General features: G+C 47.7%; 38 protein-coding genes, 1 other RNA gene and 1 pseudogene. 39 read left to right on the forward strand and 1 reads right to left on the reverse strand.

From position 1 onward, the window contains the following. Window positions 1-213: 213 nt before the first annotated feature. Window positions 214-990, reverse strand: a complete 777-nt coding sequence (locus AC0L6V_RS03480) for a helix-turn-helix domain-containing protein (RefSeq protein WP_265217443.1) — start codon at window positions 988-990, stop codon at window positions 214-216. 130 nt (window positions 991-1,120) lie between these two features. Here AC0L6V_RS03480 and AC0L6V_RS03485 point away from each other — a divergent pair, with 130 nt between their 5' ends. The 39 genes and pseudogenes from AC0L6V_RS03485 (at window position 1,121) to AC0L6V_RS03675 (ending at window position 25,689) form a co-directional block, all read left to right on the forward strand. Beyond that, window positions 1,121-1,378, forward strand: a complete 258-nt coding sequence (locus tag AC0L6V_RS03485; RefSeq protein WP_265217444.1) for a helix-turn-helix domain-containing protein — start codon at window positions 1,121-1,123, stop codon at window positions 1,376-1,378. A gap of 10 nt (window positions 1,379-1,388) precedes the next feature. Beyond that, on the forward strand, window positions 1,389-3,383 hold the full coding sequence (locus AC0L6V_RS03490; RefSeq protein WP_265217446.1) for a transposase domain-containing protein: 1,995 nt from the start codon (window positions 1,389-1,391) through the stop codon (window positions 3,381-3,383). 306 nt (window positions 3,384-3,689) lie between these two features. Beyond that, window positions 3,690-4,342 (forward strand): annotated as a pseudogene (locus tag AC0L6V_RS03495) (AAA family ATPase). Between the two features lie 15 nt (window positions 4,343-4,357). After that, a complete protein-coding gene (locus AC0L6V_RS03500) occupies window positions 4,358-4,558 on the forward strand; it encodes a hypothetical protein (RefSeq protein ID WP_265217448.1) in 201 nt (66 codons plus the stop codon). Further along, entirely contained in the window at window positions 4,551-4,853 is a 303-nt protein-coding gene (locus AC0L6V_RS03505; protein ID WP_265217449.1) for a hypothetical protein, read from the forward strand. Before AC0L6V_RS03500 ends, AC0L6V_RS03505 begins: the two co-directional genes overlap by 8 nt. Next, window positions 4,843-5,481: a DUF3164 family protein gene (locus AC0L6V_RS03510; RefSeq protein WP_265217450.1), complete on the forward strand. Its 639-nt coding sequence runs from the start codon at window positions 4,843-4,845 to the stop codon at window positions 5,479-5,481. Before AC0L6V_RS03505 ends, AC0L6V_RS03510 begins: the two co-directional genes overlap by 11 nt. An 11-nt stretch (window positions 5,482-5,492) precedes the next feature. After that, a complete protein-coding gene (locus tag AC0L6V_RS03515; protein ID WP_265217451.1) occupies window positions 5,493-5,690 on the forward strand; it encodes a hypothetical protein in 198 nt (65 codons plus the stop codon). Continuing rightward, complete coding sequence (locus AC0L6V_RS03520; protein ID WP_265217452.1) at window positions 5,687-6,109, forward strand: hypothetical protein; 423 nt, start codon at window positions 5,687-5,689, stop codon at window positions 6,107-6,109. Before AC0L6V_RS03515 ends, AC0L6V_RS03520 begins: the two co-directional genes overlap by 4 nt. Before the next feature lie 7 nt (window positions 6,110-6,116). Further along, window positions 6,117-6,180: hammerhead ribozyme type II (locus AC0L6V_RS03525), an RNA gene on the forward strand. Window positions 6,181-6,252: 72 nt separating this feature from the next. Then, window positions 6,253-6,528: a hypothetical protein gene (locus AC0L6V_RS03530; RefSeq protein WP_265217454.1), complete on the forward strand. Its 276-nt coding sequence runs from the start codon at window positions 6,253-6,255 to the stop codon at window positions 6,526-6,528. Between the two features lie 15 nt (window positions 6,529-6,543). Continuing rightward, complete coding sequence (locus tag AC0L6V_RS03535) at window positions 6,544-6,780, forward strand: hypothetical protein (protein ID WP_265217456.1); 237 nt, start codon at window positions 6,544-6,546, stop codon at window positions 6,778-6,780. Between the two features lie 9 nt (window positions 6,781-6,789). Continuing rightward, window positions 6,790-7,206 (forward strand): hypothetical protein, encoded by a 417-nt coding sequence (locus AC0L6V_RS03540; protein ID WP_409419376.1) that lies wholly within the window; start codon window positions 6,790-6,792, stop codon window positions 7,204-7,206. After that, window positions 7,199-7,429 carry a hypothetical protein gene (locus tag AC0L6V_RS03545; protein WP_409419377.1) on the forward strand — a complete coding sequence of 77 codons (231 nt, stop codon included), beginning with the start codon at window positions 7,199-7,201 and terminating at the stop codon, window positions 7,427-7,429. Before AC0L6V_RS03540 ends, AC0L6V_RS03545 begins: the two co-directional genes overlap by 8 nt. Then, window positions 7,390-7,935 (forward strand): gp16 family protein, encoded by a 546-nt coding sequence (locus tag AC0L6V_RS03550; RefSeq protein ID WP_265217463.1) that lies wholly within the window; start codon window positions 7,390-7,392, stop codon window positions 7,933-7,935. The genes AC0L6V_RS03545 and AC0L6V_RS03550 overlap by 40 nt, the downstream gene beginning before the upstream one ends. A 31-nt stretch (window positions 7,936-7,966) precedes the next feature. Next, entirely contained in the window at window positions 7,967-8,611 is a 645-nt protein-coding gene (locus AC0L6V_RS03555; protein WP_265217465.1) for a hypothetical protein, read from the forward strand. 87 nt (window positions 8,612-8,698) lie between these two features. Next, the gene (locus AC0L6V_RS03560) at window positions 8,699-9,112 is read left to right on the forward strand and encodes a Mor transcription activator family protein (protein WP_409419378.1); all 414 of its coding nucleotides are present in this window, start codon (window positions 8,699-8,701) and stop codon (window positions 9,110-9,112) included. A gap of 11 nt (window positions 9,113-9,123) precedes the next feature. Then, complete coding sequence (locus tag AC0L6V_RS03565) at window positions 9,124-9,582, forward strand: hypothetical protein (protein WP_265217468.1); 459 nt, start codon at window positions 9,124-9,126, stop codon at window positions 9,580-9,582. Between the two features lie 78 nt (window positions 9,583-9,660). Further along, complete coding sequence (locus AC0L6V_RS03570; protein WP_265217470.1) at window positions 9,661-10,230, forward strand: glycoside hydrolase family 108 protein; 570 nt, start codon at window positions 9,661-9,663, stop codon at window positions 10,228-10,230. Between the two features lie 3 nt (window positions 10,231-10,233). Continuing rightward, on the forward strand, window positions 10,234-10,833 hold the full coding sequence (locus AC0L6V_RS03575; RefSeq protein WP_409419379.1) for a hypothetical protein: 600 nt from the start codon (window positions 10,234-10,236) through the stop codon (window positions 10,831-10,833). Then, on the forward strand, window positions 10,830-11,054 hold the full coding sequence (locus AC0L6V_RS03580) for a TraR/DksA family transcriptional regulator (RefSeq protein WP_265217474.1): 225 nt from the start codon (window positions 10,830-10,832) through the stop codon (window positions 11,052-11,054). The genes AC0L6V_RS03575 and AC0L6V_RS03580 overlap by 4 nt, the downstream gene beginning before the upstream one ends. Beyond that, complete coding sequence (locus AC0L6V_RS03585; protein WP_265217475.1) at window positions 11,047-11,349, forward strand: DUF2730 domain-containing protein; 303 nt, start codon at window positions 11,047-11,049, stop codon at window positions 11,347-11,349. The genes AC0L6V_RS03580 and AC0L6V_RS03585 overlap by 8 nt, the downstream gene beginning before the upstream one ends. 14 nt (window positions 11,350-11,363) lie before the next feature. After that, a complete protein-coding gene (locus tag AC0L6V_RS03590; protein ID WP_265217477.1) occupies window positions 11,364-11,654 on the forward strand; it encodes a VpaChn25_0724 family phage protein in 291 nt (96 codons plus the stop codon). Between the two features lie 9 nt (window positions 11,655-11,663). Beyond that, window positions 11,664-12,245, forward strand: coding sequence for a DUF3486 family protein (locus AC0L6V_RS03595; protein ID WP_409419380.1), 582 nt, complete (start codon window positions 11,664-11,666; stop codon window positions 12,243-12,245). Continuing rightward, the gene (locus tag AC0L6V_RS03600; protein ID WP_265217479.1) at window positions 12,242-12,430 is read left to right on the forward strand and encodes a hypothetical protein; all 189 of its coding nucleotides are present in this window, start codon (window positions 12,242-12,244) and stop codon (window positions 12,428-12,430) included. The genes AC0L6V_RS03595 and AC0L6V_RS03600 overlap by 4 nt, the downstream gene beginning before the upstream one ends. Continuing rightward, window positions 12,427-14,031, forward strand: coding sequence for a terminase large subunit domain-containing protein (locus tag AC0L6V_RS03605; RefSeq protein WP_409419381.1), 1,605 nt, complete (start codon window positions 12,427-12,429; stop codon window positions 14,029-14,031). The genes AC0L6V_RS03600 and AC0L6V_RS03605 overlap by 4 nt, the downstream gene beginning before the upstream one ends. Beyond that, window positions 14,028-15,617, forward strand: a complete 1,590-nt coding sequence (locus AC0L6V_RS03610; RefSeq protein ID WP_265217483.1) for a DUF935 domain-containing protein — start codon at window positions 14,028-14,030, stop codon at window positions 15,615-15,617. The genes AC0L6V_RS03605 and AC0L6V_RS03610 overlap by 4 nt, the downstream gene beginning before the upstream one ends. Further along, on the forward strand, window positions 15,607-16,377 hold the full coding sequence (locus AC0L6V_RS03615; RefSeq protein ID WP_265217485.1) for a phage head morphogenesis protein: 771 nt from the start codon (window positions 15,607-15,609) through the stop codon (window positions 16,375-16,377). Before AC0L6V_RS03610 ends, AC0L6V_RS03615 begins: the two co-directional genes overlap by 11 nt. A gap of 205 nt (window positions 16,378-16,582) precedes the next feature. Next, entirely contained in the window at window positions 16,583-17,032 is a 450-nt protein-coding gene (locus tag AC0L6V_RS03620) for a hypothetical protein (protein ID WP_265217486.1), read from the forward strand. Between the two features lie 82 nt (window positions 17,033-17,114). Continuing rightward, window positions 17,115-18,086, forward strand: a complete 972-nt coding sequence (locus tag AC0L6V_RS03625) for a phage protease (protein ID WP_265217487.1) — start codon at window positions 17,115-17,117, stop codon at window positions 18,084-18,086. 13 nt (window positions 18,087-18,099) lie between these two features. Beyond that, window positions 18,100-18,996 carry a Mu-like prophage major head subunit gpT family protein gene (locus AC0L6V_RS03630; RefSeq protein WP_265217488.1) on the forward strand — a complete coding sequence of 299 codons (897 nt, stop codon included), beginning with the start codon at window positions 18,100-18,102 and terminating at the stop codon, window positions 18,994-18,996. Window positions 18,997-19,069: 73 nt separating this feature from the next. Continuing rightward, entirely contained in the window at window positions 19,070-19,723 is a 654-nt protein-coding gene (locus tag AC0L6V_RS03635; RefSeq protein WP_265217489.1) for a hypothetical protein, read from the forward strand. Between the two features lie 8 nt (window positions 19,724-19,731). Then, window positions 19,732-20,166: a gp436 family protein gene (locus AC0L6V_RS03640; protein ID WP_265217490.1), complete on the forward strand. Its 435-nt coding sequence runs from the start codon at window positions 19,732-19,734 to the stop codon at window positions 20,164-20,166. A 3-nt stretch (window positions 20,167-20,169) separates the two neighbouring features. Further along, window positions 20,170-20,721: a phage virion morphogenesis protein gene (locus AC0L6V_RS03645; RefSeq protein ID WP_265217491.1), complete on the forward strand. Its 552-nt coding sequence runs from the start codon at window positions 20,170-20,172 to the stop codon at window positions 20,719-20,721. Continuing rightward, a complete protein-coding gene (locus AC0L6V_RS03650) occupies window positions 20,711-21,298 on the forward strand; it encodes a hypothetical protein (protein ID WP_265217492.1) in 588 nt (195 codons plus the stop codon). Before AC0L6V_RS03645 ends, AC0L6V_RS03650 begins: the two co-directional genes overlap by 11 nt. Before the next feature lie 30 nt (window positions 21,299-21,328). Next, a complete protein-coding gene (locus AC0L6V_RS03655; protein ID WP_265217493.1) occupies window positions 21,329-21,517 on the forward strand; it encodes a DUF2635 domain-containing protein in 189 nt (62 codons plus the stop codon). Window positions 21,518-21,519: 2 nt separating this feature from the next. Next, window positions 21,520-22,989, forward strand: coding sequence for a phage tail sheath subtilisin-like domain-containing protein (locus AC0L6V_RS03660; protein WP_265217494.1), 1,470 nt, complete (start codon window positions 21,520-21,522; stop codon window positions 22,987-22,989). A gap of 13 nt (window positions 22,990-23,002) precedes the next feature. Continuing rightward, window positions 23,003-23,353, forward strand: a complete 351-nt coding sequence (locus AC0L6V_RS03665) for a phage tail tube protein (protein WP_409419382.1) — start codon at window positions 23,003-23,005, stop codon at window positions 23,351-23,353. Further along, window positions 23,353-23,709, forward strand: a complete 357-nt coding sequence (locus AC0L6V_RS03670; RefSeq protein WP_409419383.1) for a phage tail assembly protein — start codon at window positions 23,353-23,355, stop codon at window positions 23,707-23,709. Before AC0L6V_RS03665 ends, AC0L6V_RS03670 begins: the two co-directional genes overlap by 1 nt. Before the next feature lie 129 nt (window positions 23,710-23,838). Beyond that, window positions 23,839-25,689 carry a phage tail tape measure protein gene (locus AC0L6V_RS03675; protein WP_409419384.1) on the forward strand — a complete coding sequence of 617 codons (1,851 nt, stop codon included), beginning with the start codon at window positions 23,839-23,841 and terminating at the stop codon, window positions 25,687-25,689. Window positions 25,690-25,695 lie beyond the last annotated feature (6 nt).

The following is a 25,695-nucleotide window of genomic DNA, read 5'->3' on the forward strand; positions in this document are numbered from 1 at the left end:
GACTTATGAAAGATTAGACGGGATTAAAAACTAGAAAGCCAGTGGATTAGCGGGGTTGAGGTCTGTTTAGACGTTGGCCCCGTTTGCATTTTAGCAGCGTGTAAAAATTACGCTAGTTTGAGCAGTGGTTTTAAAATTAGCATTTTGAGTCTTGTTAGTTGAGCAACCGCAACGGATGCGCAACGAGTCTTTAAACACCGTTTAAACATTTAATCAATCGCCGATGTCTTTGGCAATATGAACGACTTGTCCGATAACCTCAAACTGATGCTGTTCTTCTTTCTTGATTTCGAGTGGCGCATACATGGCGTTGTCACTAATCAAACGCCACGCCCCCACGATGCTCTGATAACGTTTTACGAATAGTTCATCATCATGTCTAAATATGTAGATGTGCCCATCTTGCGGACGGTTACGGCCAGTGTGAACGACGAGCGTATCGTTGTTATTTATCGTCGATTCCATGCTGTCACCTTTTGCCCAAACTATCACGAGATCCTTTTCAGCGAAGCCTCGAAACTTTAGCCACTTCCTTCTGAACGCCAGATATCTAGAGGGTTCTAGCTGATCTATATTTAACGCACCATTGCCCGCTGACACTTGAATCGAGTAGCCTGGTATCAGAGCGAACTCTGCCAAAAAATCGCCCTGACTAATCGGCAATACATTCTGTTCATATTTTGATGCGGGTTCCTCTATTACATGACCGCCCAGCAAGCTCTCCTGTGTTTCTTTCGGCAATAGACTTACATGATATTCAAACGCTTTCGTCCCTTTCCTCTTGCGAGACAGATGTGGTTTGTCCGTTGCCAGGTCTTTTAGTTGATCTCTAGTCCACCTGTCTGATGTGGGAAAACCAGCGTGACCAGCCACTTCGGACGCAACAACCCACTCTATCCGTTTGTCGCCATAAGAAAAAGACGGTTTATCCGTTTTGCCGTCCTTTGCATCTTTTTCTATTAAGTTGCTGTTATTTATTGAGTTTTTCATATAAAGCCCTAATTTTAACCATCCATTAAACGGATGCCTTACAAAATATTACATCCGTTTGTATTGATAAATTCGTCCGTTGTGTCCATTATGTAGTTACTAAGTTGAGCAACACAATGGAGTTACCAAGATGAGTAAGAGCGCAGTTTCTCAGAAAACGGACGAAATCGCCAGCGATTGGCATCGAGCAGACATTGTTGCGGAATTAAAAAAACGCAACTTGTCCGTTCGTCAGTTATCGCGTGATGCGAACCTTGCCGAAAACACCCTCGCCAATGCCCTGCGTTCGCCATGGCCAAAAGGTGAAAAAATCATTGCCGACGCGATCGGAGTGACACCGCAAGACATTTGGCCTAGCCGTTACCAAGCATTACAAGCGGCCGTGTGAGGGGATCAGTATGTGGTTAACAGCAACTGAAATAGCGGGTGCCGCAGGCATGCCAGCAACAGAGCGAAATGCTCGTGAAAAGTTAAAGCAGCTTGCAATGTCACAGCCGGAACTTGCTAGAAAACGCGAAGGCACCAAAGCCTTTGAGTATCACATCAGCATATTACCCGCTGCCACTCAGGCGGCTTTGTTCAAGCGTGCGGGTCAAATCAAAGTCGGTGAAAAAGTCTTTGATGTGCCACAACCAAAATCAGATCGCTATTGTCGCGAAGCGCTATGGTCACGTTGGAACAACGCTGGCAGCAAAGCGCAAGCCAAGGCCAAAGCAAAACTGTCTTACCTGACTGTATTGCAACAGCTTGTTAATAGCGGCGTGCCGAAAATGACGGCTTACGAATCCGTATGCGAAGAATATGGCGTTGCTTTCGCTAGCGTTCGTCGTGAGTTCGCCAGCCTTAAAAACTTCGCAGAGCAAGACTGGTTGCCAGTGCTTCTACCTAAGAACAAAGAAGCTGCTGTCAGTGCTCGTAAGGCTCGCTTTGCTTTCATCACGCCAGCCGCTTGGGACTTCATCAAGTCTGATTATCTACGTCAAGAAGAGCCAACGTTTAGCGTTTGTTATGAGCGCTTGAAAGATGCGGCTAAGAGAAATCCAGACTGGGTTATTCCTTCCAAAAAGTCACTAGAACGTCGTATGTACTTTGAAGTGCCACAAGAGCACCGCACTCTTTTGCGAAAAGGCGAACACGCTTTAGCCATGCTGTATCCGCCGCAAGAGCGAACCGTTGCAGATCTACATGCAATGGAATGGATAAACGGCGACGGCTACCAACATAACGTGTTTGTGCGCTGGTTTAACGGTGAAGTTATTCGCCCTAAAACATGGTTTTGGCAAGACATCTACAGTCGAAAAATTGTGGGCTGGCGTTGTGATGTGAGCGAGAACACAGACTCTATTCGTCTATCCATGATGGACGTGTGCGAGAAGTACGGCATCCCTAAAGAAGTCACTATAGATAACACCCGCGCCGCTGCAAACAAATGGATGACGGGCGGTGTACCAAACCGTTACCGCTTCAAAGTCAAAGAAGACGACCCGCTAGGCATCATCCCCATGCTTGGTATGAAGCTGCATTGGTCTAGCGTGATTTTGGGCAAAGGTCACGGCCAAGCCAAGCCAATCGAGCGCGCATTCGGTGTGGGCGGTTTAGAAGAATACATCGACAAACACCCAAGCCTTGCGGGTGCCTACACAGGCCCAAACCCAATGGCAAAACCAGACAACTACGGATCGAAAGCCATTGAAGCGGACGTGTTCCTGGCGGCGATTGCCAAAGGCGTCGAAATGTACAACGCCAAAGCCAACCGCAACACAGAAATGGCCCACGGCTTCATGTCGTTTAACGACGTGTTTAACACCAGCTACCAGCATGCCGCGATTCGTAAAGCGACAACCGCACAATTGCAAATGATGATGCTGCAAGCCGAAGCCGTCACTGTCGACAAACACGGCACCATCACGCTAGACGCTGGCGGATCGATCAAGGGCCAGAAGAACCGCTACTACCATCAGTCAATGATGGACATGGTCGGCAAAAAACTGGTTGCACGATTTGATCCACTCCGCCTTCACGATGCTGTCGAGATCTACACCCTAGATGGCGTTCATATCTGCCGTGCAGAGTGTCAGCAAAAAGTGGGCTTTGGCGACACTCAAGCCGCTCGCGAAACAAAACGCCACCGCACTCAGTTCACCAAAGCAACCAAGGTGGCTGCGAAAGCACATCAAGCAATGGACGCGCTCGAATTGGCGGCACAAATGTCACCGCTGGAAGAAGAAATCATTCCAGACACTAAGGTCGTTATGCCGTTCCGCCCAGCTGTGGCCTACGGAAACGTAGCCGTTGCACAACAGCCGCAATACGACGAAGAAACAGAGTACGAACAAAACTTCGCGGCATCTATTGCCGACTACCGCGAACAACTAAAGAAAAACAAACTGTAAGGAAATCAGAAAATGACAAACGTATTGAACCTACAGAGCAGCAACGCCGCAGACCAAACCACTGTGCTCATGCGCATCAAAGCAAAGCTCGATGCAAAGGAAGTAACCAGCGCCCAGCTTGCTCGTGAAATTAGTTCATCACCCGCCACGGTGAGCCAGATACTTAACGGCAAATACCAAGCCGATGCCACGGCCATCGTCACCAAATTAGCGAAATGGCTAGCACGGGATGAAGAAAAGAAATCTAGCCCAGTGGTTAACCCTGGCTTTGTTATGACAACAACCGCCAAACAAATCATGGACGACATGACATACGCGCAAATCAGCGAATCCATCGTAGTCATATTCGGTGCGTCTGGCGTTGGCAAATCAGAAGCATTGCGCGAATACAAACGCAATAACAACAACGTTTGGCACGTTACCGCCAGCCCTAGCCGAAGCAGCCTAACCGAGTGCTTATACGAACTCGCCATGGAACTGGACATGGAACAAGCCCCACGTCGTAAAGGGCCACTGTCTCGCGTGATCCGCAAACGTCTAATGGGAACTGAGGGGCTTATCGTCATCGACGAAGCCGACCACCTTGATTATCCGACTCTAGAAGAGCTTCGCATTCTGCAAGAAGAAACAGGTGTCGGAATGGTGTTAGTCGGTAACAACCGAGTCTATACGCAACTAACAGGCGGTCGACGCAATGAGGATTTTGCCCGTCTATTTTCGCGTATCGCCAAAAAACGTGGCATCCACAAAACGAAAATTGCAGACGTGAAAGCCATTGCTGATGCATGGAGCGTTACGGGCGACAAAGAACGCGCCTTGATGCAACAAATCAGCGAGCGCCCAGGGGGCTTCGCCTACTAACCAAGACTTTGAAACTTGCAGCCATGTTTTGCAAAGGCGAACTCATTACAGAGAAAGCCCTGCGTGCTGCTTTCAATGAACTAGAAAACAACGAGTAACGAGTGAGGTGTCTGATGGCAGATATAGAGCAATACCAAGTAACAGGCTGGAATGCGGCCGCTATTGCATCGCATGAAAGTCTAGAAGCTGCAAAGTTAATCATAGAAATGATGTCGCTTGATGAAACACATTGCGACGAATCGGACTGGGAGACGTTAGTTGAAAAGTTCGGTGGATTAGAAAGCTTATTAAAGGGGATTTATCAGAATGACTAAATCAACACGCTATGACGGCTGGCACGTCCAGCCAAACCAACAAAACGCCCACATGCTGGAAAGTCTTTTGAACGTCAGCAAGACAACGCATCAGCTTGTAAAAATGGGCATAACGATCACAGGCACAGTAATGGGTACCGCACACCCGACGATCTTAGTCTTGGCAACAGCGGAAACCAAAAAGCTAAGCGGCGCGATCATCAAAACCCGCAATTTTAACGGTACTCGTACCAGCGTTTACAGCGCACAACTAAACAACTGCAACATCGAATGGGAGAGCAAAAATGTCCACTAGCCAACAACAAGATAACGTCATCAAAGTACCAGCCGGAATGCGCGTAAACGCTGATGGACACTTCGTGCCAGAAGCCAGCATTCGCGAACAAGATCTATTGCGCGATCAGATCGTTATGGCACTGGTACCAGAGGCACTTTCTCTTAGTCGTGACATGGCCGCTTACAAAGCAAAAGCCCTCAACGATATCTCGGATCTGATCGAAATTGCCGCCGATCGCTACGGCGCAAAACTGGGCGGCAAGAAAGGCAACGTCAGCCTCGTGTCGTTCGATGGTCGCTACAAAATCCAACGTACCTATCGTGAAGTGGTCGCTTTTACAGAAGAGATCGAAGCCGCCAAAGCCTTGATCGACTCTTGCCTAATCCGTTGGAGTGAAGGCGCAAACGCCAACATTCGTGCCGTGGTATCTCAAGCATTCCGCAAGAACCGTAATGGTGAAATCAGCACAGGCAAAGTGCTGGATCTGATGCGCATGGAAATAGACGACGAGGAATGGAACCGAGCCATGGCCGCATTGAAAGACGCACTCAAATCCAACGGTACCGCCGTCTATATCCGCGTGTACGAACGCATCGGCACCACCGACCAATACAAACCTATCTCGTTAGATATCGCATCACTGTAATGGAGCAGTTTATGGCTAATAACGCAGTTCAACATGCCGCACAAAACGCGCTTAACCAGCCCGTTGCCGTTGGCGAATACAAACAGTTTTTGATGCATGTCATCGCTCTAGCTAGTGCAAACCTTAGCGAACTAGAAACACCAGAATACGCCGCTGCTTATCTCAATGGCATTGGCTACATGATCGAGCCACCAAGGAGAGAAGCATGATCACAAAAGACCAATGGGAAGAAATCGAAAAGGCGCTGAAAGGCTCTATGGGAGTCGTCAAATTCAAGTTAGGCGATAAACAAATCGCGCTCGAAAAACGCTTCATCAAAGAGAACGTGATGGTGATCTGTGTCTTCATTAACGGAAAACTAGATCAAAAACTTGGGTGGCCAGGCGATGACTACGATCCAGCTATTGAGCCAATTTGGAATAAACGATCGCGCTCTGTTTATTCCCCAGCTCGAAAGCAAAAGTTCATAAAAATATTTGGTAAGAGACGAGTTAAGCAAGAGATCGAAGATTTAGATAAGAAGTACGAATGGTACGAACCCTTCTTTAAAACTTTCGCATCAATGCAGCGCAAGTACAAAAAGATCGAAGACTTGGAGTTTGTGAGAACTGACTTTGTGAGGCTTTAAAACTAATAAGCGAAACGCGGCCCCGCCGCGTCTGCATGGCGTTGTGGTCATGCACTGATGAGCAGCTAAGGAGAATGAAATGTTAGAAAGAAAAATACTGGAATGGATGGCATCTAGTGATACAGGCATGAGGCTCTCAAACGATGGCGTATTGCGCAGCTAATATCGAATGTCACCACAAAACAGAACCATACGATACAGGTGACTTTAATCGCTGTTTAAACCTCGTTCATGAAGTGCCAGAAGTGCGTGATCATTTTTCGACAATTGCCAAGCTATCACCTGAGTGGATGACGATCATTCGTAACTGGGGCCGTTTAGAAAAATCCTTTCTCAATGAAGCGGGTTTGAATTTTAGCAAACGATCCAGCGCACCGATTACCAACCAGTTGCTAAGAGATCTTAGAGCACAGCGCTAAGCGCGGGAGGCTTTTATGTTTGGTGAATACACACCACTCATGCCGCCGCAGTTGTTGAGTAAGCGGCTAGCAAATGGCAAGGGCATCCTCGACCCAGAGTTGGGTTTGCAAAAGTGGTGTCCCGATTGCAAAGAGTACTGGCCGCAAGACACCCTGTTTTGGGGAATATCAATACACAAACCCGACGGCCTGCAAAGCACATGCAAAGCCTGTCAGTTGGGTAAATCCAGAGAAAAGCGCAACGCCGCTTAGGAGATAGAAATGACTATTGAAAAAGAAACAAATGATCTTTTTTTAGAAGAATCTGTTAGGGCTGAAGTAATAATTCACATAGGCACTATGTTCATAGATGGTGCTGTGTCTTCTGAAGTTAGAGATGCACTAGAGTTTGATTGGGAAAATATTTTTACAGCTATTGGCTGCGATCAACCGGAGCATGAAGATGAAGATTTTATTGTCGATTACTTTAGAAACGAAGTGAAGAAACAAGGGTTCTTAGTAAGGTTTTCGACACCTATTCCAAAAGACATAAGCCGCCATGGTTACTCTATCTCTTGGGGTAGTTACATGAATAAATGGATTTATGCAGATACATATCAAGAAGCTTGTAACAATGCTTTGGTCTGGCGTGGTGACTATATCAAGCAAGCCAAACTTGCGGCGGGTATCGATGCATGAACTCATGGCCCAGACAGCTGGGGTGATCAAAACATTAGAATTAGCGGGGGCGCACGTGATCGCAGTACGTGCCAAACCCAACGGCTCACAAGTACAGATTAACGCGCCTTTACCTGACTGTTTACAGGCTCAAATATCAGAAGAAAGCGACGCAGGACAAAACCTTTGGGGAGTGTGGATACAATGCAAACACAACACGACAGCACAAGACGAAACAGAATGATTGCCGCCATCAGTATTGGCAAGAAATCATTAGAGCTAGACGATGACATCTATCGCCCAATGCTGAAAAGGTTAACGGGGCAAGAGAGTTTAAAATTGATGACCGAGCATCAGTTAAGCCTTGTTTTAGACCATTTTAAAAACGCCCTTGGCTTTGTTCCCGCACCACCAAAAGCCAACACCAAGAACAATGCTAAACCAAAGCCACGCTCACCAGCGGCTAGTAAGATAAGAGCGATCTGGATCACCATGCACAAACAAGGCTTTATTGAAAACGGCAGTGACCGAGCTTTAGATACATATTGCCAACGCATGACGAAAACAACCAACGGCCAAGGCGTACAGTACCTAGTCTGGTTAGACAATTGGCAAGCACAAAGCGTCCTCGAATCACTCAAACGCTGGCACTATCGATTGATGAAGAAAGCTTTCGAGAAACAAGGTCACAATGTAAACTCAGGTTTAAGTTACGAAGCGTTAAGCGCAGACTATCAAAAGTCGTTATAACCAATTAAGTAGACTAGCAGGACAAAAACAAATGGACGAATACTGGAACTTAGCGTCAGCCGTAGGACAAAGCATTTACATTAATTCTGATCTACTGGCGTCTAGAGGTGCAGATTGGTGGACAATCTCAGGGGTATTCTTTAGCACAGTGACCGCAATCGCTGGTGTTATTATTGCGGCCAAATCTCACTACTTATCACGCGATGAAGCCATTAAAACAAGAGAGCACCATCGACTATCAGCTAAACCGCTACTTCAATTCCAACATGAAAATAGGCTGGCACAACAAGGTTCAAATAGGAGGATTTTTTCTTTAAAGCTAGCTAACGATGGTCTTGGACCAGCAATGGTTAAAAATATTAAGTTTAATGTTGATGGGCATCCAATATATAGGCAAGGCAACAGAGATGAAAATGTTCTCATAGCGGATAACAAGGGGGAAAAGGATTATACATATGCTATACAGGAGTTCCTTGGGGCTGAACCAGGAGTGAATTCAACTATTATACCAGCCAACCGCTTGATTAAAGTAAATGAAGAAATTCTTGTCTTACATATGGTTATTGATAAACCATTTGCTGAATACATGAAAACGATTGGTTTAATAGAAATTGAAATTACATATACTGGTATTTATGAAGATGAAGAATACACAGCCCCCTACAAAGGTGTCTAAAGACTGAATCCCACACCAGCCGGACTTACAATAGAAGCCTTCCTAATACGAAGGCTTTTTTATTGAGTGTGAGCTGAGGGGCGAACCATGAAACCAAGACAGCAAGAGCGAGACGAAACCACCATAGATGCATTCGGATACAGCAATGTATCCATTGATGCAATCGAGCACATTGATGACGAGAATTGCCGCTGGCCCGAAGCCATGCGCCAAATCTACGACATACTAAAACACGAACTAAATAAAGCAGAGCAAGACGAAACCATTGCGCTGCTTCAGCTCAGCGCCATTTGTGATGCGTTTGGCGGCATGCAGTTTTACTTACCACGCGGCCACAGATTAGAAAAAGAACTCAAGCACCTTAGGATCTGGAATGAATTTAACGGCCACAACGTGCAAGAGCTGTGTCAAAAATATAAACTATCGATGCAGCAAATATACCGAGTGATCGCCAATATGCGTCGACACGAAACCAACAAGCGCCAAGCGCAACTTTTTTAAGGATTGAAAAAATGAAAACGCTATTTATATTGTCTTGCCTTGCTTTTTCGGCATTATCTCAAGCTAAAGAGATGCCGTCGACAGAGTTAATACAAGCACGATTAGATGCAAGCGGCCTAACAAAAGTGGGTCAATGGAATGACTCACAAGATGGCATAGCTCAGCGTATTGATGGCGGTACGATTGTGATAACGAAAGACGGTTTTGCGGCTGCAATGGAGTTGGTCGAAACTAGCGACAGCGAATTGGAATTGTCTTTTCTTAAAGCAAATAATGTTTGTGTGTCTGGTGCATTAGACTCTATTGATATGGCTCAAAACACAACACTTCGCCAAATGATGCGCGAGAGTTTCAACAGCTCATTAACGGCTTATGAAAACAGAGCAACCACCCCAGCATGGGGTTATCATTTTAAGACAGAATTAGCGAAACATAATGGCGGCACTCTAGCTATTTGCGCACTGAGATAAAACAGCAAACAAGGTTAATCCGCGTCCTCACTCTTAAAAAAGCACAATCAAATGAACTAATTTGATTGTGCTTTTTTTATGTCTACATATTACTGCTTTAACACCAAGCCCTACTCAGAAGCCTTTCTGTTCGCTGTTGTCTTTGTGCTGATCAAAGAAGGCGCACTGAATAACGATGGTACTCCAAAGCCAGACCTTGGTTATGTTAACGATCCGAAAGACTTAGGTGGTGAAACAAAAGGCGGCATTAGTAAACGCGCCTTTCCTAATCTTGATATCGCTTCTCTTACCCTTGATGACATTGTGCGTATCTACCACACCCGTTATTGGCGTGCCGCGTATTGTCCAGAATGGTCGCCAGCCGTGGCGCTGTATGCGTTCGATGCAGCGGTTCAACATGGCGCGATCACGTCCATTACGCTGCTGCAAGAGATTAGCGGCTGTAAAGACGACGGCATGGTGGGGCCAAAGACGCGCGCCGCTGTTACCTCGCTAGATCAAGAATATCTACTCGCCCGTTTCGGGCTACGTCGTGCGCGCTTCTATGCTCGCATCATCCAGAACAACACATCACAAGTGCGTTTTATCGAGGGCTGGCATAACCGCCTAGTCGATCTCACGAACGCCGCATGGGAAATCAAGGAGTAAATTATGTTGTCATTACTTACAGGGCTTGCGTCCCTTGCTGTCGATCTTGGCCCAGCGGCTATTCGTGGTGTGGCGCATTTATTTGGTGGTAGCGATACAGCCGAGAAAGTAGCCAGTGCAGTAGAGAAAGCCGATGCGGTGCTTGGATTAAGCAAAGACGCTAAGCAGATCGCCGTGACTCGTGAGTTACAGAACTTGCCGCCAGAAGCCATGATTGAACTAGAACGAATCAAAGTCGAACTAGAAAAACAAATTACCCGCCGTCAAGAACTCGACTTGACAGACAAGCAAGCCGAGCACCACGAAACTCAAGAAACAGTGCGTGCAGGTGATAAAGCGACAGACGAATACGTCCGTCATACACGACCATTACAAGCACGCCAAAGCTTTTGGGCTGGCACCACTTATATTTTTGGAATGTCGCTTACTAAAGCCTTCGGCCTTACCGCTGACGGCCCCGATGTTGCTATCGCACTAACGTTGTTTGCCCTGGCATTTTCTTATCACGGTTTACGCTCTCTTGATGGCTTTGCGCCTTACTCAAAAAGCAGTGGCGACAAAGTGACAGGCGCTATTGCAAACGTAATTAAGGGGCGCAAATGACCGACCAGTTTGATCGCGCTTCAGAGCTAGAGCAGGAACACAGAGACCGCGCACTAGCAGCACAACGCAACCGCCCAATCGAAGCTCCAGACGAAGACGCCAACGGCGTTCGCTACTGCCTAGATTGCGGTGACATCATACCGAAGCAGCGCATCGAGTACGTACCAACCGCCGTGCGTTGTGTGTCATGTCAAAACAAAAAGGAGCGCCAGCGTGGGTGAATTGTTGTTGAAATATTGGGCACCCATCTGGGCGCTACTGACCACAGCCGCGATTATCGTCATGGCGTTTCTAGCGAAGACCTACGCCAAAAAAGAAGACGTGCAAGCGGTCTCTAAAAAAGTCGATCACTTAGAAGGCAAGCTGGATAGCATGGCGACACAACAACAAATGACCGACCTGCTTATCGAGCTAGCCAACACACGGGGCGAAATGAAAGAACTACGCGCCCAGATTCAACCCGTTGAACACCTATCTCGTCTGCTGTTAGAGCAGCGACTCAAAGATGACAAATAAACAGGAGTAATTAAATGTCGTTTAAAGACCTTTTAAAAGAAGACCAACGGCTTGTCATCTTGCGCTCTCTCGAAGAGATGCCAGCCTACGAAGCCAACGAATCTATTTTAGATACTTGCCTTGAAAGCTATGGCCATAACATTAGCCGCGATGCCGTTCGTACACATCTTGCTTGGCTGCAAGAACAAGACTTGATAACAATCCGTGAAATGAGCGGTTGCCAAATCGCCAAGCTAACAGGTCGCGGTCAAGATGTAGTAACAGGCCAAGCCATCGTGCCAGGCGTAAAACGCCCACGGGCATAAGGGGCGGCTATGTTAAAGCGAGCAAAGAACCGCAAGTCAAAAGTAGAACTGTTACCAGAGGAAATACGCGCCAGCATCGGCGCTTTGATTCGTTCTGGCGATATGACGCAAAAAGACATCCTGGCCGCGATCAATGAAATGATCGACGAAGCAGGCTTGCCCGAAGACGCAAAGATTAGCCGCACGTCATTCAACCGCTATGCACAGCGCATGGAAAAGAATGGCGAGCGTATCCGCGACGCCCGCGCCATGGCAGAGGTTTGGGTTACAAAATTTGGTGAAGCACCCGTTTCAGAAGTCGGCAAACTACTGCAAGAGTTTATTCGAACCATGGCGTTTGAGACCTCAATGTCAATGATGGACGAAGCTTCAGACGGCGGTAAACCTATCCCACCAAAAGCCCTTGGCCAACTCGCCCTAGTTGTACAGCGCATCGAGAGCGCGGCAATGATGAGCACAAAAGTCGAAAAAGAAATTCGTAAAGCCTTTGCAGAACAAGCCGCCAGCGAAGTGGAAGCCGTTGTTAAAAAAGCCGGTATCTCAGCTGATACCGCCGCCGACATTAAAAAACACATTCTAGGGATCGCATGATGACACCTGAGATTTTAAAGTTCTTTAAATGGCAGCACTTGCCAGAGCACTTGCAGCTAGTCAGCAAACCTTTTTCTGATATGGCTGATTTGATCGTTGAGCGCTTGCCCGACAGTGCCGAGAGAGCTGTGGCGCTTCGTAAGCTGCTTGAGTCAAAAGATGCGGCTGTTCGGGCGTTAGTATGATCACGGCCGAGCAAAAGCAACTCACAAACCAATCCACCGCTGCAATTCTGAGAAAAGAATTCAACCCTGATGAAGTGTTGTTGGATTATCAAAAGCGTTGGATTGCAGACACTAGCCAATTGAAGATTGGAGAGAAAACTCGACGTTGCGGTTTGACCTGGGCCGAAGCCGCAGACGACGCGCTTACGGCTTCATTGTCGGCAGAGGCAGGCGGTGAAGATGTCTTTTATATCGGCAGCAATAAAGACATGGCGCGGGAGTTTATCGACGCCTGTGCGATGTGGGCCAACGCATACAACTTAGCCTGTGGCGATGTGGGTGAAGAAGTCTTTACCGATGAAGATAAAGACATTCTGACCTATGTGATCTATTTTGCGTCGGGCTTTAAAATCAAAGCGCTTTCATCCAACCCAAAGAATATGCGCGGTATGCAAGGGACGGTGGTTATCGATGAAGGCGCGTTCCATGAAAAGTTAGCCGAGGTTTTAAAAGCTGCGCTTGCTCTGACAATGTGGGGTTCTAAAGTCCGCATTATTTCCACTCATAACGGTATCGAAAATCTATTCAATCAGCTTATCCAAGACAGTCGTGCAGGTAAGAAACGTTTTTCGATCCACACCATTACGTTAGACGATGCTTGTGCTGATGGTCTGTACAAACGTATCTGCCAGGTCAAGAAGCAAGAATGGACACAAGAACTCGAAGACGAATGGAAAGCCAACTTAATCAAAGACACGGCGACAGAAGAAGACGCCCTAGAAGAATATTACTGTGTGCCTAAAAACGGCGGCGGCGCTTATATCTCTCGCGGCTTGCGTGATCGTGCTGCGCGTTTGCTTGATGCGCCTGTTTTACGATTCACTGGAACCGCAACATTCAACACCGCGAGCGAACACGCACGCAAAGGTGAAATGCAAGAATGGTTAGAAGAGTTCGTACTGCCAGAACTGGAAAAGCTGCCGCCTGATTTACGCCACTGTCTTGGGGAAGACTTTGCAAGGAACGGAGACTTAACGGTATTCGCCCCGATAACGGTCGAAGCCAACACCAAACGCATCGTGCCTTTTTTAGTTGAACTTGCAAACGTGCCATTCAAGCAGCAAGAACAAGCCCTGTATTTTATCTGCGATCGTCTGCCTAAGCGTGACGGTATCGCACTGGATGCACGAGGCAACGGCCAATACTTAGCCGAGCAAGCCAAATACAAATACGGCGATGAAGTGGTCGAGGTCATGCTGTCCGTGGGTTACTACCGCGAGAACATGCCGATATTTAAAGCGGCCTTTGAAGACGACGATATCCTATTGCCAAAGCATGAAGACATCATTACCGACTTGGGACAAATCCAAATCATTCGCGGTGTGCCAGGCATAGATGACAGCCGAACAAAAGGCAGCGACGGAAACAAACGCCACGGCGATAGCGCCATCGCCATCTTCCTCGGCTATGTCGTCTCGAAACAAGAAATGACCCGTTACGAACTCCACACCATCGGCACCCGTGGCGACGATATCAACCGCCGCTTCTTCGGCAGTGCCAAAGAAAATGACTTATATGATGACATTGACCAAGCATCAGGCCGACAAGGAATACGATTATGATCAGCCCAATTTTAGACCACAACGGCAAGGCCTTCGAAGCAGAGAAAGAAGTGTTAAGCGAGCAAGTCAGCCGAGCCTATACAACTGGCATTCGTAACCCACGACCCGCTAGTGTTGCCAGTATGTTAACGCCCAGCCGCTTGGCTGGGTTGTTGCGTGGTGTGGTGGACGGCAACGATCCTGAACAGTACATGACGCTCGCAGAAGAAATGGAAGAGCGAGACTTGCATTACGCAGCACAGCTTAGAACGCGTAAGCTCGTTGTTGCGTCTATCATGCCAACCGTCGAAGCAGCCAGCGATGCCCCTGCTGATGTGGCAATGGCAGATCGTGTGCGTGCGATCCTCCATCAAGACGCCATGCCAGAGCTGTTCTTTGATTTGCTAGACGGCCTTGGTAAAGGCATTGGTGTATCTGAGATCCTATGGAACACCAATAAAATGCCATGGACACCGAGCGAATATAAATGGGTAGACCCTCGTTACTTGCGTCCAGATCAAGAGACCCTGCAAGAGATTTTGTTGATCAGTGACGATGCGCCAATGGGCGCACCATTGCAGCCATACAAATTCATCGTCCACACACCGCGCTCGAAATCGGGTAGCGTGTGGCGTAATGGGTTGGCTCGCTTAGTCGCTGTTATGTACATGCTGAAAAGCTACACGCTTAGAGATTGGTGGTCATTCGCAGAAGTGTTCGGGATCCCGATCCGCATCGGTAAGTATGGCCCGAATGCTACGAAAGACGACATCGCCACACTGATTAACGCCATCGGCAAAATCTCTAGCGATGCAGGTGCGGCCATTCCAGACTCTATGAAAATGGAAATCATCGAGTCAGGGGCGGCTAAGGGGGGCGATACACTATTCGAGAACATGGCTCGATGGTGTGACGAACAGATCAGTAAAGCTGTGCTCGGCCAGACAATGACAAGCGATAATGGCAGCTCACGCAGTCAAGCCGAAGTGCATAATGAAGTACGTGAAGATATTGCAGACTGGGACGCACGACAGTTAGAGGCGACAATTAACGAACAACTGGTCAAGCCCTACATAATTTTAAACTGGGGTCTACAAGAACATTATCCACGCGTCAAAATCAGACTACCAAAGCCAGAAGACCTAAAAGCTTTTGTTGATGCTGCCACGCCATTGATTGATCGCGGATTTAAAATTTCAACAAAGCAAGTCTATGACAAGTTCGGATTGAAGCCGCCAGCCGATGGCGAAGAGGTATTGGTGCCAGAAGGTAGTTTAACGCCTGTTTATCCAAGCAGTGAACAGGGCTTAAACGGCACAGCGTTAAATCGATTTACTCGCCCTGTTGCAATGAACCGCACACAGACTAATCTCGATACCGAGATCGACGACATGACAGATGAAGTCATGACTGACTGGGTCGAAGTCGGTGGTGAAGAGTTTATGAATCCGATTCTAAAAGCGGCTGAGTCTGTGAGCAGCTTTGAAGAGTTTCAAGCACTGTTGCCAGAGCTGCAAAAGAGCTTAACAGCGGAGCAGTTTACTGAACAGCTTGCAAAAGTTATGTTCCAGGCACGAGCATTGGGAGATGTAAACAATGCCGGATAACGTCATCAATCAAGAGGCGCTACGCTATTTAATCGACAAAGATTTAAAGCCAGGCTTTGATTACCGTGACGTTTGGAAAGCGGAACACGGCAACGCATTCACGGTTGCCAAAATGACCAATGCAGATTTGCTGCTTGATGTGCAGGTTATGGTTGCCGACGCTATTGCTAGCGGACAGACCTTTGCCCAGTTCCGCGATGTACTAAAACCACTACTCGTTAAAAAGGGATGGTGGGGTATTCAAGAAATGGTCGACCCGCTAACAAACGAAACGCAACCCGTACAGCTTGGTAGTACAGGCCGTATTAAAACCATCTACAAAACCAACATGCGTACCGCTCGCGCCGCTGGTCAGTGGGAACGCGCACAACGTACTAAGCGCGTGATGCCTTATCTCATCTATGAACTTGGCCCGTCCGAGAATCATAGGCACCAGCACGAGAAATGGGCTGGCACTTGCTTACCTATCGACGACCCGTGGTGGAAAACCCACATGACGCCAAACGGCTGGGGTTGTAAGTGTGGTGTACGCCAAGTGTCTCGAAGTGAATACGAGCAGCTCGTAAAAGATGGCAAGATCAAAACAGAAGCCCCAAACGATGGTACAAAAGAATGGATCAACAAACGGACGGGTGAAGTGGAAACACTACCAGCCGGAATTGATCCAGGCTGGAATTACAATCCTGGCATAAACAGAGAACAGGAATTGAAAGACGCCCTCGCAACCAAAGAAAAAGCCCTGTTTGATCCTACAGAATAAACAACGAGCCGAACGCCTCAGAACGCGCCTAAGCGATTTAATCACCTAGGCGCAATGTCACAACGTAAAAAAATGTTTAAACGTTTCTACGAGAAATTAAACACGGTTTAAATGTGGTTTGTGGCATACGATAAAACATAATGCAGATGAAATCGTTTCGTGGATAATGATCAAGCTCCAATACAAAAAAACAAGTGAGCAAATTATGAACAGCGAAAACAAAGTGGAAAATGTATATACGGTTTACTATGGTACCGAGCCGGAAGCGAGAAACTACTACAAAAAGTGTGGCATGTATTTTGAAAATCCCTTGTTGGTATATGCTAGAAATCCTACAGAGGTCTATCAGTTTGATAGATCAGGAAAGCTAAAACTTATTACAACTGAAAAACAAGAGACTGTCTTTGTTGAACAAAACTCTATTTTCTGTTGCATTAAACATCCCCACAAAGATCTGAATTTAGAGAGTGCATTGGCAAGGCTTAAGGATTTGTATGAAGAGCTTCATACTTTAGCGCCTATTCATTTACTTACACAGATACACTTCAAAGAACTCCAGTATTTATATATTTACGTTCAAACAAATGAACGTAAAGTAGACAATGATGATGACTATATAAAAGTACAAAAATGGTTTAGAGAGCTAATATCATAAATTGAACAACAGACGTTATTTCTAGTTAATCCTTCCTCTCTCATAAGCTGACTCCAATAGATAAATTTTTGGAGTCAGTTCAATGTCGCAAGTCGCACTCACCGCTTTATGTTTCCAAATGCCTCAGTTCGTTCAAAGCGAGGAAAAGGATTCTGACATTCAGTGGTTACCAATGATTCCAGCGGGTACCGCTGAGGGTCGCGATGGTCGCAAGTGGTTTAACAACAATCCTGATGCAGTGGTTGCCGCGTTCGACTCTAAGCTTCCTTTTGATGTGGAGCACTCAACAGAAATCAAAGGCCCTCAGGGCGAAGACGCCGATGCTTACGGCTGGATCGTCGCGCTAGAAAACCGCAATGGTGAAATCTGGGCAGGTGTCGAGTGGAATGATAACGGCATCTATAAGATCAAAGACAAGCGCTATGGTTTCTATTCCCCCGCATTTAGCTATGACGACAAAGGCAACATCGTTGCGATGAGCAGCGCAGGCCTAACAAACAAACCGAACTTTAGAGTTCCCGCCTTAAACCGTTCTGAAAACAAAGAGGATACAACCATGCCGTTGCCTAAAGCATTGGCCGATGCACTCGCATTGCCAGAAAACGCCACCGAGCAAGACGCAGTCACCGCTATTGGTGCGCTGAAGTCTGCTGAACAGATCGCGCTGAATCGTGCGGCTCAACCTGATCTCACCAAGTTTGTACCGAACGACACGTATGAAATTGCGCTGAATCGTGCCACGGCGGCTGAAGCGTCTTTGAAGGAAATCGAAGACAAAGAAACAGAAGCGCTGGTAGATGTGGCGATTGCTGCTGGCAAAGTCGCCCCAGCGAATAAAGAAATGTATGTTGCGCTTTGTCGTACTGAAGGTGGGCGTGAAAAGTTTGAAAAGTTCGCTGAGACAGCGCCGAAGATCGTTGACGCTAAGCCAAAGAAAGTACCAACCCAGCAACAAAGCGAAGAGCTAACCAAGGATGAAATCGCTTTGTGCCGTCAGATGGGCGTCAGCGAAGAATCGTGGAAAGCAAACCGCCACCATAAAGCAACTTATTAATTGGAGTTAGATCATGCCTTTTACTGAAGCACAAGTTATTGAAGCGTTAACCGTCGGCTCCAATGCCGCGTTTACCGAGGGTCTGGGGCTAGTTTCTCCAAAATGGGACAAGATCGCAAGTAAGGTTCCAAGTACTGGCAGCTCAGAGTTTTATGGCTGGCTTGAAGACCTTCCAGAGATTAAGGAATGGGTCACTGAACGTCAGTTAAAAGAGCTGGCGAGTCATGGATATTCCATCCCAAACAAAACTTACGAAGCGTCTATCAAAATTAAGCGTGATGATTTAGAAGACGACAAAATCGGCAAGTACGCGATCATTGCTAAATCATGGGGGCGTAACACTGCGATCTTCCCAGACAAGCATTCGTTCCCGCTGTTAGCAGCTGGTTTTACTACGCTTTGCCATGACGGACAGAATTTCTTTGATACCGATCACCCACTTGGTGATACAGGCGATACCTATTCAAACGTGATCGGCGATCCGGCAACGGATACGGGCGAACCCTGGTTTGTTTTTGATAACACTCAGATTCTGTTACCCGTAATTTACCAAGATCGCCGCCCTCTGAAATTAGAATTCATGGGCGCAACGTCTGAGTACGCATGGTTCAACAACATGGTTGCCCAGGGCGTCGATGGCCGTGCGGGATTTGGTTTTAGCTTCCCGCAGATGTGTGTGGGTTCTAAAGCACCGCTAACAGAAGCCAACTACATTGCAGCGAAAAAGCTTTTAGCTGACATGCTTAGCGTAAACGGCAAGCCACTTGGTACAGAAGCAAAAGTCCTTACCGTTGGTACTGCAAACGATGCAGTCGCTAAGAAACTGATTCTTACGCAGCTGGTAAATGGTGGCGATACCAACGTCTATTACAACGATGTGGAAGTTGTAGTGAGTTCATTCATCAAGTAAGTCGTTGATCAACTAAGCCAATCAAAAATGGCGGTTCAATGCGCCGCCATTTTTAAAAAAACAGGAGTTTTTCGTGAGTGAAGCAACTAACAAAACCGCAGCAGCTAAAGCAAAGCGCAATGCAACAGCTACAAAAACAGTGGCTAAAGGTGCTACCGAGCAAGCAACGGAAGCCAAACCGGACGCGGCTATGAAAGTAGACGAAACCAAACCAACCGAGTCTACGCCAGAGACCCCGTCTACGGGTGAGGCCGACAAGCTGGAGCAATCAGATGCTGAGAAGGCAGACTCGAAAATTGAAGGAAAGAATAACGATGGTGAACTCAATAAAGAATCTATTGGTGCTGATGGAGCTGGTGCTGATTTGGGCGCTAATGCCACAGGAAATGATGGCTCACAGAATAGTGTTGCTAGTAGTGACGTTGTCATTAATGGCGCTAGTGATAATGCCAGTTCCGCAGCATTGGGAGAACACTTTAAAGGCGCGTTTGTCGTCACTGCGAAAACTGACGTGGGCTTTTGGCGTTCGGGTGTCAAGTTCAAACGCTTGGAAAAGACCTTGGTACTGGTGCTGGCAGAAGACGAAAGCGCGATTGATGACGTGGAAATCGTGGGTTACGAGTCGTCTCAAGTTGTTTGTCTCTCAGCTGCCAAGGCAAAGCGTATTTACAACGAAAAGAACCTCGTCGTAACCGAGATTGATCTCGACGAACTGAAAGTGAAATAGGAAAACCAATGGCCACTTACGCAACCAAGCAAGACTTATTAGATCGTGATAGCAGCATGGTATGGAACCTCGCTATCGATAGAAACACTGACGATCTAAACGACACGGCTATCGACGAAGCATTAGAGCAAGCGGATGACGAGATCAATTCATACCTCGCCCGCCGCTATGTTTTGCCGCTTGAGACGGTACCAAGTTTGTTGGGTAAGTTGGCCATTACTATAAGTTTTTATTGGCTGGCTGACAGAGATCAGCAAGCCACAAATATGATGACCGAGCGCTATAACTCGGCATTAAAAACACTGAAAGAGATTTCAAATGGTCAGCGTGAATTAGGTTTGCCAACGCTGGAAACCCCGACCGAAGGCGCGGTGGGTAAAGTGGAACTCATTCAAGACGGTGAACGTTTGTTCACTCGTAAGTCATTGGGCGGGATTCTGTAAATCATGGGTATCTCTGTTCAAGTTCGCGGCCAAGAAGAGCTGGCACGTTATCAGCGAATGATAGACGCGCTAGGCAATCCAGCGCACAAACGTGAGTTGTTAGAAACCATTGGTGCCGTCGCAGAGAGCCAAACACGCCGACGCATTAGCACAGAGAAAACCGCACCGGATGGAACACCCTGGCAAGCCTGGTCAGCAAGCTACGCGAAAACGCGCCATGGCAATCAGTCTCTGTTGCAAGGCGATGGTGACCTGCTGGATTCAATTCAATACCAGGTCAAAGGCAGCAAAGTACACGTAGGTTCGCCATTGCCATACGCCAGAACGATCCAAGATGGTTTTGATGGGCCTGTCAGTATATCGGCTCATAACCGACGCATTACACAAGCGTTTGGTAAGGCGCTCAAGTTCCCAGTGAATCAAACGGTCAGCGCATTCACTCGCGCGATGAACATGCCGAAGCGCGAATTTTTAGGATTGAGCGGCAGTAACAAAACCGAGCTGCTTGATACCGTTGGCGATTTTTGGAATGGAGTTTTAAGCGATGCGTCCTGATTTTGTGACAACAGGCTCAACGGTCTACGCCGTCAATGAGATCGTCAGCTATCTAACGCCAAAGCTGACAGGCAACGAAGACGACATTGATAAAGTGTCAGAAATTACACGTCACGTTGGGCGCTTTGATAAGCCCGACGAGATTAAGAATTGGATGAGTCGAAAAGATGGCGGTATTCGCATTGCCGCTCTACGTGTTCGCAATATCGATCAGTCAGCCGGACAGATGACGGGGGATGTGGATTTAGTAGCTTATGTGTTTTGTACCGAGCAGTTCGGCTACTCACGCGACCAGCGCGCGGAAGTGATCGCGGGGCGATTAGCAAAGTTGCTGTTAGCAAACAAAGGTGTACCCACTGCGAACAAGAAAGCCGAAAGCTTAAACATGGACAACTTGTACAGCGGTGATGTAGACGGCTTAGGCCTTGCCATTTGGTCAGTCAGCTGGACACAAAACTGGGTGCTAGACAAACCCATTACCGCCGCAGACCTAGACGACTTTGTAACTATGTATGCCACGGCAGAGATTGCCGATGGTGCGCCAACAATGGACAGCGACATTACTCTTGATCAGTAAATAAATTGACCAGCAAACAGGACTAACAAAATGAGCACTCAAGAAATGATCACGATCAAACCCGCGAAAGCTGGCGTGAACGTACTCAAGCCAGACGGCACACATTTAGCGAATGATGGCGAGACTGTAAAGCGATCGGCTTTTTGGGTTCGTCGTCTATCTGATGGCGATATCGCTATCGTACAGCAAGCGAAAACCGCTGCTAAGAAAGGAGAGTAACTATGCCACTTGGTAATATTCCAGAAGACATTTACGTACCGCTCGTTTACATCGATATCGATAACAGCGGCGCACTAACAGGTACGCCAACGCTGGTAAACAAAGTGCTCATTATAGGCCAGCAGCTGGCGAGTGGCACGGCTACAGCGCTAGACACTCGTCGCATCGGCACGTCTGAGGCAGACATGGACAACGCTTATGGCAAAGGCTCTATGCTGGCGAAGATGCTAAAGCGATTTCGCAAGATCAACCCATCAACAGATATGTATGCACTTGGTGTCGCGGATCTGACAGGCTCAGCCGCTACTGCAACCATTACGGTCACGGTGGGTACAGCGAGCGCGGGTATTGTTGCCTTGTTGATCGACGGTGTGAGCATGCAAGTCGCGGTAAAAGCTGGCGACGATGCCACAGTGATTGCGACCTCTATCGTTGCCGCCGTTACAGCTAAAACCGATTTGCCTATTACCGCATCCGCTGCCGCTGGAGTGGTCACACTGACATGCAAATGGAAAGGCGAAACGGGTAACGATATTGATGTGCGTTACAACTACTACGATGGCGAGCTTCTAGCTAAAGGTGTAACGGTAACAACTACAGCTATGACGGGCGGTGCGGGTACGCCAGACATCAGCGCTATCGTCGCCGCGATTCCTGACGAATGGTACAACCATATCGTTATTCCATATTCAGACACACAAAGCTTAAACGGTTTGCGTGATGAGCTGGTTGATCGATACGGCCCACTGAAGATGATGGAAGGTACTGCGTACACAGCAATGCGCGGCACGTTTTCAGAAACCAGCACATGGGGCGAAGGTCGAAACGATTACCTGATTACCTGCATGGGTACCAACAAATCACCAAGTTCGCCTTGGGACTTTGCCGCCGCTTATGGTGCGCGTGCTAGCTACTCGCTGGCGATTGATCCAGCGCGCCCACTGCAAACCCTCGTGTTAACAGGCATTTTACCGCCTGCAAAGACAGACCGTTGGGACTGGACAGAGCGCAACTTGCTATTACAAAGCGGTGTTGCCACTTACATGGTAACGGCGGGTGACGAAGTGGCCATCGAGCGTGAAGTCAGCACATATAAAGTCAACAGCTATGGCGATCCTGATCCTAGTTACTTGGATATCACCACGCCAGCAACACTTGGCTACCTGCGCTATTCCTTGAAAGCCATGGTGACGAATCGCTTCCCTCGCCACAAATTGGCGGGTGACGATGTGCTTGATTTTATCGATCCAGGTCAACCGATTGTTACTCCAAAAATCATGCGTAACGCAATCATTGAGCAAGCACGTATCGATTGGGTGCCAAAGGGTTTGATGGAAGATATGGAAGGCTTCAAAGCGTCACTGTCTGTCTATCGTGATGAGTCGAATAAGAACCGCCTCAACTGCGTATGGAAACCAGACATCGTGAATCAGTTGCGCGTATTCGCGGCACTCACTCAGTTCAAGCTATAAGGGGTAATTCAATATGGCTATTTTAGGCAGCGCGGTAATTCGTGCAAACAGCAAGCAGTTAAAAACCAAGCCAGGCACTGTGTTTAGTCCGGGTGGCTACACCTCTACCGAACATGCAGGTCCAAATAAGATTTGGGGGTTTTCGAAAACATTCGTTAAGCCAACCATGCAGGTCACTATCGTGGCGGATGAAGATGTTGATCTGATGGAGATTAACGCCATGACGAACGTGACGTTAACGTTTGAAGGTGACAATGGGCTTAATTACATGATGACGGGCTGTGAGCCGCAAGAGCCATTTTCAATGACCGATGCGGGCGAGATCACTGGCACGTTTCATGGTATGAAGGCGGAGAAAGTCTAATGGCCATCATGACGTTTGATCTCATTCATGGCTTCAAAGTGGGCGAATCGATACACACGGAAGTGGGTCTTCGTAAGCTAGCAACGGGCGACTATATAGACGCTCAGTTAGCTGCTGAGAAAGCTGTTGTGCAAAACGGTAAAGCGCTGGCTTATACATCTGACGTGCTCTTGGGGCTTGAATTACTGTGTCGTCAAGTTGAATACATAGGCTCTGTTCAAGGCCCGTTCACGATTAAAGATTTTCGTAAATTAGAGCCTGAAGATTTTCAGTTGATTCAAGAAGAATCTGAAAATCTGGACAATCAGCTGGCCGAGGCGCTAGCACAGCGGGGGCGATCTGGCGGGGATGGGTGATGTTTGCGAACAACTCACCTGGGCGCTTAGCGCCCGCATCCCCATTGAAACTACTCGCAAAATGACATTCGACAAGCTGCTTAAATGCGCTGACTTTTTTAGACCTAAAAACCAGAAATAGAGAATCCCATGGCGCAAAAACTCGAAACCGACATTGTTGTAAACCTTGCGGGTAACTTAGCAGCGAAAGCCAAACGCTATGGTAACTCAATGAGTGACTTTGCGCGTAAGAACGAACGCGCCATGACGTTAGTTCGTACAACGACTGCCGCCGCTGGTCGTGGTATAGACAGCTTGGGGAATCGCTACGTGGGTCTGGGTACTGCGTTATTAACTGGTGCGGCCGTGCGTGGAGTGGGCAACTTCGAAGAGCAAATGACGCGTATCGGCACAAACGCAAAGCTGTCAGAAGAGCAAGTCAAGGCGCTGACTAAGTCCGTACAAGATGTATCTAACCAAGCAGATGTACGTATCGATACGACACAGATCGCAGCGGGTGTCGATGTCTTGTTGGGTAAATCAGGTGATTTAAAATTCACACTCGACAATTTGCAAAACATGGGTGTGTTTATGCAAGCGTTCGGTGCTGATGCAGAAAGCACGGGCGCATTGTTCGCACAGTTTCGCGAAAAAGGCATTAAAGACGCTAAAGAAGTCATGAACGTGCTTGATCAATTGTATGGGCAGTTTGCAGTTGGTAGTGTCAGCGTAAAAGATCTTGCTGGCATTAGTGAGCAACTGTTTGCAACATACCAAGCTAACGGCCCTGGTGCGATCACTCAAATGGGCGCGCTAGTCCAGCTCATTGCAAAATCAAAAGGCAATGCCAGCGAGGCATTAACATCTATCCAAGGTATCTTCGCGACCTTCTCAGATAAAAAGAAAGTCGAATTCTTAGACAAGCAAGGCATCAAGGTTTTTCAAGACGGCACAAATCAACTGCGTGAGCCTGTTGAGCTGTTACTAGAAGTGCTAGACAAAGCGAAAAACGACCCGCTTAAACTGGGCGACGTGTTTGACCAAACTTCATTGCAAGGTCTTGCTGCCTTATACAGCCAAGACAACAAAAACTTGCTGTTAGAAATGGTGTCCGGTACGGCAGAGCTAGGCGCGACACAGCAAGCGGCCGCTCGTAATGCAGCAACATTTAACAGCGCCATGGCATCACTCAATAACTCTTTTGATAAATTCGCAGATGAAAAGCTATCAGGCCCAATCAAAGAGCTGGCTGATGCCATCAATGGTGTCGACCAAGAAACCATTGATAGCTGGCTCAAATGGGGCGAAGCGGCGGTGTGGGCCATCGGTGGTGTCATTGTTGCTAAGAAAGCGCTTGATGCTGGCATGTGGGCAAAGAAAACCTTTGGCACTGGCGGTATCGCTGGCGGTATCGCTGGCGGTAACAAAGGTGGCATCAATAGCCTTGGTGCAACGCCTGTTTATGTCGTCAACATGGGTCAAGGTGGTTTAGGTGGTTTAGATGGTGGCACTGGCGGTGTCGATGCTGGCAGTGGAAAGCAAACTAAATCCGCCAGCAAAACGGGTGGCGCTGTAAACAATTTGTTGAAAGGCGGCATTGTGGCCTATGGCTTGTCGATGGTGCCGGATGCGTTGCCGAAAATGCGCCGCGACGAAGGCGCAGATCCTAATGATCTGGTGGCTAGTATGCCTGGTCTATTAGATGCGTATGACGGTTTAAAAAAATGGTGGGATGAAGATTCAAAAAGAGAATTTAAACCACGAACTCGCAACCGTCCCTCTATTTCAGAAATGGCCAACAATCTAGGTGGCCAAGATGGTGACGTGTCCACGTTCGCTACTCAAATCATTCAGAACATCGCTAACCCAGCCGCAACCAGCCCATTAAACGGTCAGATCGCTGTCGATGTGCAGGTCTCTGATGATCGTGTGCGTGCCACGGCTCGCAGTCGATCCCCATTTATTAGCATCGAGAAAGACCCCGACGCTGGGCAAAATTAAAGGAGC

This window comes from Marinomonas sp. G8-14, from assembly GCF_055808935.1.

Bases quoted from the DNA above. Each gene is read 5' to 3' on its own strand.
- AC0L6V_RS03555 (WP_265217465.1), top strand. From the start codon at position 7,967: ATGGACGAATACTGGAACTTAGCGTCAGCCGTAGGACAAAGCATTTAC.
- AC0L6V_RS03645 (WP_265217491.1), top strand. From the start codon at position 20,170: ATGGGTATCTCTGTTCAAGTTCGCGGCCAAGAAGAGCTGGCACGTTAT.
- AC0L6V_RS03605 (WP_409419381.1), top strand. From the start codon at position 12,427: ATGATCACGGCCGAGCAAAAGCAACTCACAAACCAATCCACCGCTGCA.
- AC0L6V_RS03505 (WP_265217449.1), top strand. From the start codon at position 4,551: ATGACTAAATCAACACGCTATGACGGCTGGCACGTCCAGCCAAACCAA.
- AC0L6V_RS03515 (WP_265217451.1), top strand. From the start codon at position 5,493: ATGGCTAATAACGCAGTTCAACATGCCGCACAAAACGCGCTTAACCAG.
- AC0L6V_RS03500 (WP_265217448.1), top strand. From the start codon at position 4,358: ATGGCAGATATAGAGCAATACCAAGTAACAGGCTGGAATGCGGCCGCT.
- AC0L6V_RS03640 (WP_265217490.1), top strand. From the start codon at position 19,732: ATGGCCACTTACGCAACCAAGCAAGACTTATTAGATCGTGATAGCAGC.
- AC0L6V_RS03550 (WP_265217463.1), top strand. From the start codon at position 7,390: ATGCAAACACAACACGACAGCACAAGACGAAACAGAATGATTGCCGCC.
- AC0L6V_RS03610 (WP_265217483.1), top strand. From the start codon at position 14,028: ATGATCAGCCCAATTTTAGACCACAACGGCAAGGCCTTCGAAGCAGAG.
- AC0L6V_RS03565 (WP_265217468.1), top strand. From the start codon at position 9,124: ATGAAAACGCTATTTATATTGTCTTGCCTTGCTTTTTCGGCATTATCT.
- AC0L6V_RS03590 (WP_265217477.1), top strand. From the start codon at position 11,364: ATGTCGTTTAAAGACCTTTTAAAAGAAGACCAACGGCTTGTCATCTTG.
- AC0L6V_RS03650 (WP_265217492.1), top strand. From the start codon at position 20,711: ATGCGTCCTGATTTTGTGACAACAGGCTCAACGGTCTACGCCGTCAAT.
- AC0L6V_RS03545 (WP_409419377.1), top strand. From the start codon at position 7,199: ATGCATGAACTCATGGCCCAGACAGCTGGGGTGATCAAAACATTAGAA.
- AC0L6V_RS03520 (WP_265217452.1), top strand. From the start codon at position 5,687: ATGATCACAAAAGACCAATGGGAAGAAATCGAAAAGGCGCTGAAAGGC.
- AC0L6V_RS03600 (WP_265217479.1), top strand. From the start codon at position 12,242: ATGATGACACCTGAGATTTTAAAGTTCTTTAAATGGCAGCACTTGCCA.
- AC0L6V_RS03660 (WP_265217494.1), top strand. From the start codon at position 21,520: ATGCCACTTGGTAATATTCCAGAAGACATTTACGTACCGCTCGTTTAC.
- AC0L6V_RS03530 (WP_265217454.1), top strand. From the start codon at position 6,253: ATGGCGTATTGCGCAGCTAATATCGAATGTCACCACAAAACAGAACCA.
- AC0L6V_RS03620 (WP_265217486.1), top strand. From the start codon at position 16,583: ATGAACAGCGAAAACAAAGTGGAAAATGTATATACGGTTTACTATGGT.
- AC0L6V_RS03580 (WP_265217474.1), top strand. From the start codon at position 10,830: ATGACCGACCAGTTTGATCGCGCTTCAGAGCTAGAGCAGGAACACAGA.
- AC0L6V_RS03490 (WP_265217446.1), top strand. From the start codon at position 1,389: ATGTGGTTAACAGCAACTGAAATAGCGGGTGCCGCAGGCATGCCAGCA.
- AC0L6V_RS03630 (WP_265217488.1), top strand. From the start codon at position 18,100: ATGCCTTTTACTGAAGCACAAGTTATTGAAGCGTTAACCGTCGGCTCC.
- AC0L6V_RS03625 (WP_265217487.1), top strand. From the start codon at position 17,115: ATGTCGCAAGTCGCACTCACCGCTTTATGTTTCCAAATGCCTCAGTTC.
- AC0L6V_RS03595 (WP_409419380.1), top strand. From the start codon at position 11,664: ATGTTAAAGCGAGCAAAGAACCGCAAGTCAAAAGTAGAACTGTTACCA.
- AC0L6V_RS03540 (WP_409419376.1), top strand. From the start codon at position 6,790: ATGACTATTGAAAAAGAAACAAATGATCTTTTTTTAGAAGAATCTGTT.
- AC0L6V_RS03655 (WP_265217493.1), top strand. From the start codon at position 21,329: ATGAGCACTCAAGAAATGATCACGATCAAACCCGCGAAAGCTGGCGTG.
- AC0L6V_RS03560 (WP_409419378.1), top strand. From the start codon at position 8,699: ATGAAACCAAGACAGCAAGAGCGAGACGAAACCACCATAGATGCATTC.
- AC0L6V_RS03480 (WP_265217443.1), bottom strand. From the start codon at position 990: ATGAAAAACTCAATAAATAACAGCAACTTAATAGAAAAAGATGCAAAG.
- AC0L6V_RS03575 (WP_409419379.1), top strand. From the start codon at position 10,234: ATGTTGTCATTACTTACAGGGCTTGCGTCCCTTGCTGTCGATCTTGGC.
- AC0L6V_RS03535 (WP_265217456.1), top strand. From the start codon at position 6,544: ATGTTTGGTGAATACACACCACTCATGCCGCCGCAGTTGTTGAGTAAG.
- AC0L6V_RS03615 (WP_265217485.1), top strand. From the start codon at position 15,607: ATGCCGGATAACGTCATCAATCAAGAGGCGCTACGCTATTTAATCGAC.
- AC0L6V_RS03675 (WP_409419384.1), top strand. From the start codon at position 23,839: ATGGCGCAAAAACTCGAAACCGACATTGTTGTAAACCTTGCGGGTAAC.
- AC0L6V_RS03485 (WP_265217444.1), top strand. From the start codon at position 1,121: ATGAGTAAGAGCGCAGTTTCTCAGAAAACGGACGAAATCGCCAGCGAT.
- AC0L6V_RS03670 (WP_409419383.1), top strand. From the start codon at position 23,353: ATGGCCATCATGACGTTTGATCTCATTCATGGCTTCAAAGTGGGCGAA.
- AC0L6V_RS03665 (WP_409419382.1), top strand. From the start codon at position 23,003: ATGGCTATTTTAGGCAGCGCGGTAATTCGTGCAAACAGCAAGCAGTTA.
- AC0L6V_RS03510 (WP_265217450.1), top strand. From the start codon at position 4,843: ATGTCCACTAGCCAACAACAAGATAACGTCATCAAAGTACCAGCCGGA.
- AC0L6V_RS03570 (WP_265217470.1), top strand. From the start codon at position 9,661: ATGTCTACATATTACTGCTTTAACACCAAGCCCTACTCAGAAGCCTTT.